5 protein-coding genes and 1 pseudogene are annotated in these 5512 nt (G+C 74.5%); 2 read left to right on the plus strand and 4 right to left on the minus strand.

Annotated features, from left to right (window positions below):
- The 3 genes from IH13_RS0133655 to IH13_RS0133665 all read right to left on the minus strand — a co-directional run.
- Nucleotides 1-723: ABC transporter ATP-binding protein (locus IH13_RS0133655; RefSeq protein WP_051836015.1), on the minus strand; the 723-nt coding region annotated here is incomplete at its 3' end.
- Nucleotides 720-1514, minus strand: coding sequence for an ABC transporter ATP-binding protein (locus IH13_RS0133660; protein ID WP_031090526.1), 795 nt, complete (start codon nt 1512-1514; stop codon nt 720-722). The genes IH13_RS0133655 and IH13_RS0133660, both read right to left, overlap by 4 nt.
- A 3-nt stretch (nt 1515-1517) precedes the next feature.
- On the minus strand, nt 1518-2750 hold the full coding sequence (locus IH13_RS0133665; RefSeq protein WP_031090527.1) for a substrate-binding domain-containing protein: 1233 nt from the start codon (nt 2748-2750) through the stop codon (nt 1518-1520).
- A gap of 293 nt (nt 2751-3043) precedes the next feature.
- Here IH13_RS0133665 and IH13_RS41710 point away from each other — a divergent pair.
- Both IH13_RS41710 and IH13_RS0133675 read left to right on the plus strand, forming a co-directional pair.
- A pseudogene (locus IH13_RS41710) lies at nt 3044-3787 on the plus strand (CoA transferase subunit A); the annotation flags it as partial.
- Nucleotides 3788-3884: 97 nt separating this feature from the next.
- Nucleotides 3885-4526 (plus strand): 3-oxoacid CoA-transferase subunit B, encoded by a 642-nt coding sequence (locus IH13_RS0133675; protein WP_031090532.1) that lies wholly within the window; start codon nt 3885-3887, stop codon nt 4524-4526.
- A 234-nt stretch (nt 4527-4760) separates the two neighbouring features.
- Here the strand turns inward: IH13_RS0133675 and IH13_RS0133680 are convergent, their stop codons facing one another.
- Nucleotides 4761-5333: a type 1 glutamine amidotransferase domain-containing protein gene (locus IH13_RS0133680; protein ID WP_031090534.1), complete on the minus strand. Its 573-nt coding sequence runs from the start codon at nt 5331-5333 to the stop codon at nt 4761-4763.
- Nucleotides 5334-5512 lie beyond the last annotated feature (179 nt).

A 5512-nucleotide genomic window follows, 5' to 3' on the forward strand; every position in this document is an offset into this window, starting at 1 on the left:
GGCCTCCAGGTCGCCGAGCAGCTCGGCGGCGGGCCCCTGGTGGGCGGTGCGTCCGTCGGTGAGCACCGTGCAGTGCGCGGCGAGCCGGCGGACCATGGCGAGGTTCTGTTCGACCAGCAGCACCGGGACGGCCTCGGCGGCGCGTTCCAGCACCTGGGTGACCTCGGTGACGACCTTCGGGGCGAGGCCCTTGGTCGGCTCGTCGGCGATGATCAGCTGGTTGCCGTTGAGCAGCGTGCGGCTGATGGCCACCATCTGCTGCTGGCCGCCGGAGAGCGTGCCGGCCGGCTGTCCGGCGCGCCGGAGCAGTTCGGGGAAGAGCTCGTGGACGAGCGGGTAGTAGGGCTCCCCGTCGCCGCGTTCGGCCAGGCGCAGGTTCTCCGCGACGGTCAGCCCCGCGAAGACGCCCCGGTCCTCGGGGGCATAGCCGATGCCCCGGCGGACGAGGGTGTGCGTGGGCAGCTCCACCGTCTCCTCGCCGTCCAGCAGCACGCTGCCGGTGCGCGGCACCAGGCCGAGGACGCCGCGCACGGTGGTGGTCTTGCCCGCACCGTTGCGGCCGAGCAGGGCGGTGACCCCGTGCGGTGCGACGTCGAGGTCCACGCCGTGCAGGATGTGCCGTCCGCCGATCAGGACCCGCAGGCCGCGGACGGCGAGCAGCGGACCGCCGTCCGGTGCGGTGCGGGCGGGGGCGACGGTCCGTGCCGTCCGGCCGGGGTTCACAGGGCCGCTCCCAGGTAGGCCTGCTGGACGGTGGGGTCGGCGGTGACGGCTTCGGGGGTGTCCAGTGCGAGCAGGCGGCCGTGGTGCATCACGGCGAGCCGGTCGGCCAGGCCCAGCAGGACGTCCATGTGGTGCTCGACCATGAGGACGGTGCGGCCCTCGTCGCGGTGCAGACCGCGGATCAGCTCGGTCAGGGCGGGTACCTCCTCGGCGCTGACGCCCGCCATCGGCTCGTCCAGCAGCATCAGCCGGGGCTCGCCGACCAGCAGGACGGCGAGTTCCAGCTTCCGCTTCTCCCCGTGCGACAGGGACCGGGCCGGCACGTCGGCGCGGTGCGTCAGACCGGTGCGGGCCAGCACGTCGTCGACCCGGTCCTGGTAGCGGGAGGCCCGCCGCCAGATCCGGTACGAGCCGCCGCCCGCCGCCTGTGCGGCGAGCCGCACGTGCTCGGCCACACTCATCGCCGGCCACAGGCTCGACGTCTGGAAGGTGCGGCCCAGACCCCGCCGGGCCCGGGCGTGCGGGGGCCGGTCGGTGATGTCCGTCCCGTCGAGGAGGACCCGGCCGGTGGTGGCCGGGACGAGGCCGCTGATCAGGTTGAACAGCGAGGTCTTGCCGGCCCCGTTCGGGCCGATGAAGGCGAGGAACTCGCCCTCCCGGACATCGAGGGAGACGTCCGAGAGGATGGTCGCGCCGCCGACGGACCAGCCGGCGGACCGCAGGCCGAGGACGGCGGCGGGGGCCGCCGTCGCGCCGGGCGCGGGCCCGGGGCTCCGGGGTGCTGTGGTCATGGATCAGCCCGCCAGAGGCTTGACCGGGGGCGCCACGTCGTCCATCGGGAGCCTCCTGATCAGCTCGGGCCGGGCGCTCGCGCCGCTGCCGACGAGCTTCGCCTGGAACATCGGCTGGAGCAGGGCGTGGTCCTCGGCGCGGATCTTCTGCTCCCCCTTGACCCCCTCGAACGTCCAGCCCTCCAGGGACTTCACCATGGCGTCCACGTCGTCCCCGCCGGCCTCGACGGCGCGCACGATCATCTGTGCGGCGGTGAAGCCGTCCGGTGTGAACAGGTCGGGGGTGCCGCCCGCTTTTTCGACGGACTCGGTCATGGCCTTCTCGGGGCCGGTGCCGGCCGCGCCCGCGAAGTAGTGCGCGAGGAAGGTGATCTTCTCGCCCCCGGCCCCGAAGACGGGGTAGGACGCCGTGCCGGCCAGACCGGTGGTGACCGTGGAGGACGACAGCACCCCCTGCTGGTCGAGGGCGGTCCACAGGGCCGGGGCGGTGGCGCCGGCCCAGGCCACGAAGACCAGGTCGGGCCCGGCCGCCTTGACCTGGCGGGCGAAGGGCGTCAGATCGGTGGCGCTCGGCGGTGCGAGGACGGACGAGACCTTGGCGCCCTCGCCGCCGAGGACGGCCTTGACCGCCTCGACGTTGGCCTGGCCGAAGGTGGAGTCCTGGGCGAGGACGGTGACCTTCCCGCCCTTGGCGTCGCCGAGCATGGCGGCGGCGGTCAGGGTGTCCTGGTAGGACTGGCGGCCGGAGCGGAACGTGTACGCGTTGATGCCGGTGACCGCGTCCGTGGCGGCGGGGCCGTCGATGTACAGCACCTTGTTCTGGGCGGCCAGCGGGGCCATCTGGAGGGCGATGCCGGAGTCCGTGCTGCCGGCGATGATCTTCGTCCCCTTGCCGATGAGGTCCTTGCCCGCGGCGACGGCCTTGGACGCGTCGCCGCCGTCGTCGCGCTCGGTCACCTCGATGGTGCGGCCGCCGGCCTTGCCGGTGCCCTTGGTCGCGTAGTCGAGACCGGCGTGGAAGCCCTCGACGTACTGCTTGCCGTACGCGGCGAGCGGGCCGGTCTTGGAGTAGACCAGACCGACCTTGACGGGTGCGGAGCCCTGGCCGCCGCCCGCGGACTGCGAACCCGCCGTTCCGGCCTCGGCGCAGCCCGAGGCGAGGAGGGCGGAGAGGGCGAGGGCGGCCACCGCGGTCAGGGTTCTGGTGCGGCGGCGGTGTGCGGGGTTGACAGGCATCGGTCCGGCTCCCGGAAAGTGGTGCCGCACCGGTCCCGGTGGCGCCCCTCGGAAGGGGCGCACCCGCGGCGGACGACGGCGGCGGCGCGGTTGCTGATGGATGGGACGGTAAAAGTCGCCCACCGGCGCCGACATGGTGCCGGGCACCGCACCTGCGGCGCCGCTCATGTGTCCGGCCCACATGGCGGCGGTGCCACCCGGACGGCGATCGTGAACGGCGGGCGGCCCCGGCGCGGCATCGTGCCCCGGGGTTCTACCGGCCCCCTACCCCGTACGGAAGGCAGGCACGAGGCATGGACAAGGTGGTGGGCTCCGCCGCACAGGCGGTGGCCGGCATTCCCGAGGGCGCGGTGCTCGCCGTCGGCGGCTTCGGTGTGTGCGGCATCCCGTCGGGGCTGATCGCCGCCCTCCTGGACACCGGCACCGGCGGTCTGCGGGTCGTCTCCAACAACTGCGGCGTCGACGACTGGGGTCTGGGCCTGCTGCTGCGCGCCGGGCGGATCGTCCGTATGACGTCGTCGTACGTCGGTGAGAACAAGGAGTTCGCCCGCCGGTACCTGTCCGGCGAGCTGGAGGTGGAGCTGACCCCGCAGGGCACGCTGGCCGAACGGCTGCGCGCGGGCGGGACCGGCATCCCCGCGTTCTTCACCCCGGCGGGCGTCGGGACCCAGGTCGAGGAGGGCGGCCTGCCGTGGCGGTACGGCCCCGACGGCTCGGTCGCGCTGGCCTCACCGCCGAAGGCGGTCCGCGAGTTCGGGGGCAGGCGCTATCTGCTGGAGGAGGCGATCACCGCCGACTACGCCCTGGTGCGGGCCGCCGTCGCCGACCGGCACGGCAACTGCGTCTTCCACGCCGCCGCGGCGAACTTCAACCCGCTCGTCGCCATGGCCGGCCGCGTCACCCTGGTGGAGGCCGAACGCGTCGTGGAGCCGGGTGAGCTGGACCCGGACGGGGTGCATCTGCCGGGCGTGTTCGTGGACCGTGTCGTCGCCGCCGACCCGGACGACCGGCGCGTCGAGCGCCGTACGGTCCGGACCCCCGTCGGGCCCCCCTCGCCCGCCGGACCCCCGGCGGGCCCCCCTCGCCCGCCCCCGCCCCACCGTCCGCCGGCACGGCGGCGAAGGAGGACTGACGATGCCCCTCGACCGCGACCAGCTCGCCGCCCGCGCCGCCCGCGAACTGCGCGACGGCCAGTACGTGAACCTCGGCATCGGCCTGCCGACGCTGATCCCCGGCCACCTGCCCGAGGGCGTCCACGTGGTGCTGCACTCGGAGAACGGCATCCTCGGCGTCGGGCCGTACCCGGTGGCCGGCGAGGAGCACCCGGACCTGATCAACGCGGGCAAGGAGACGGTGACCGTCCTGCCGGGCGCCGCCTGCTTCGACTCCGCGCTCTCCTTCGGCATGATCCGCGCGGGCCGCATCGACGTCTCCGTGCTCGGCGGCATGCAGGTCTCCGCCCGTGGCGACCTCGCCAACTGGACGGTGCCCGGGAGGATGGTCAAGGGCATGGGCGGTGCGATGGACCTCGTCCACGGCGCCCGTCGCATCCTGGTCGTGATGGAGCACACGGCGAAGGACGGCAGCCCGAAGATCGTCGACGAGCTGACCCTGCCCGCCACCGGGCGCGGAGTCGTCCACCGGATCATCACCGACCTGGCCGTCATCGACGTGACCGGCGGCGGACTGGTCCTGGCGGAGGCGGCCCCGGGGGTGTCCGAGGCCGAGGTCCGCGCCGCCACGGGGGCGAAGCTCCACGCCCCGCCGGCAGCCTGACGAACCGTCAGCTGCTTCGTCACCGCCTACGGCCGTCAGCCGGCGCCGCGTGGACGCGCAGCGCGGGGCAGGCCGCCCGAACCGGTGGAGCGCCCGGCGAGCCGGCGGCCCGGGGCGTACGAAGCCGGACCCCGCCTCCGGGGCCCGGCTTCTCGGGAGGGCACTGCGGGCCGGGGTCTCCCGCGCCCAGGTCCTTTCACCGCGTCCGGGGCGGCAGGCCGCCGCGCCCCCCGGTCAGCGCCGCACGGCGGCGAGCGCCGTGTCCACTTCCCGGAGGAACGGCTCCAGGTCTCCCGGATCGCGCGAGGTGATCAGCGGCCAGCCGCCCGCGGTGTCGGTCACCACCGGCTCGTCGACCCACTCGCCCCCCGCGTTGCGGACGTCGGTCCGCAGGGAGGCGTATGAGGTGAGCCGCTTGCCCGCGACGACTCCGGCCTCGACCAGGGCCCACGGCCCGTGGCAGATCGCGGCGACCGGGCGCCCCGACCCGGCGAACGCGCGCACGATCGCGACCGCGTCGCTCTGCAGGCGCAGCGCGTCGGCGTTCAGTGTGGTGCCGCCGGGAACGAGCAGCAGGTCGTAGGCGGACGGGTCGACGTCGGCCAGTGCGAGGTCGGGGCGCACCGTCTTCCCCGGGTCCCTGTCACCGACCAGGGTCACGACGTCGTCCTCGGACACCGCGGCGACGTCCACCCGGGCCCCGGCGCCGCGGAGGTGTTCCACGGGCACCACGAGTTCGTCCTGCTCCACGCCGTAATGGGTGACGACGGCCAGTACCCTGCGCCCGTCCAGATCGTGGTCGGTCATCGGCTGCCACCTTTCCTCGGAGGTCTCGGAAGGGGCCCGCCGGTTCACGGGCCCGCGCCCCTGAGGTGCCCCTGATCGGCCCGGACATGCGTGCCGCGCACCACCCCGGCGCGGTCAGGAGGCCGGGCCGAGGGCCGCCGACGCGGCGAGGGGCGCGGACTGTCTCTTATACACATCTC

Origin of the sequence: Streptomyces sp. NRRL WC-3549, assembly GCF_000721935.1 — a bacterium.
Taxonomy (GTDB): Bacteria; Actinomycetota; Actinomycetes; order Streptomycetales; family Streptomycetaceae; genus Streptomyces.

What these genes read in the sequence shown, in the direction of transcription:
- IH13_RS0133660 (WP_031090526.1), bottom strand. Translation starts at nt 1,514, where the DNA reads ATGACCACAGCACCCCGGAGCCCCGGGCCCGCGCCCGGCGCGACGGCG.
- IH13_RS0133665 (WP_031090527.1), bottom strand. Translation starts at nt 2,750, where the DNA reads ATGCCTGTCAACCCCGCACACCGCCGCCGCACCAGAACCCTGACCGCG.
- IH13_RS0133675 (WP_031090532.1), top strand. Translation starts at nt 3,885, where the DNA reads ATGCCCCTCGACCGCGACCAGCTCGCCGCCCGCGCCGCCCGCGAACTG.
- IH13_RS0133680 (WP_031090534.1), bottom strand. Translation starts at nt 5,333, where the DNA reads ATGACCGACCACGATCTGGACGGGCGCAGGGTACTGGCCGTCGTCACC.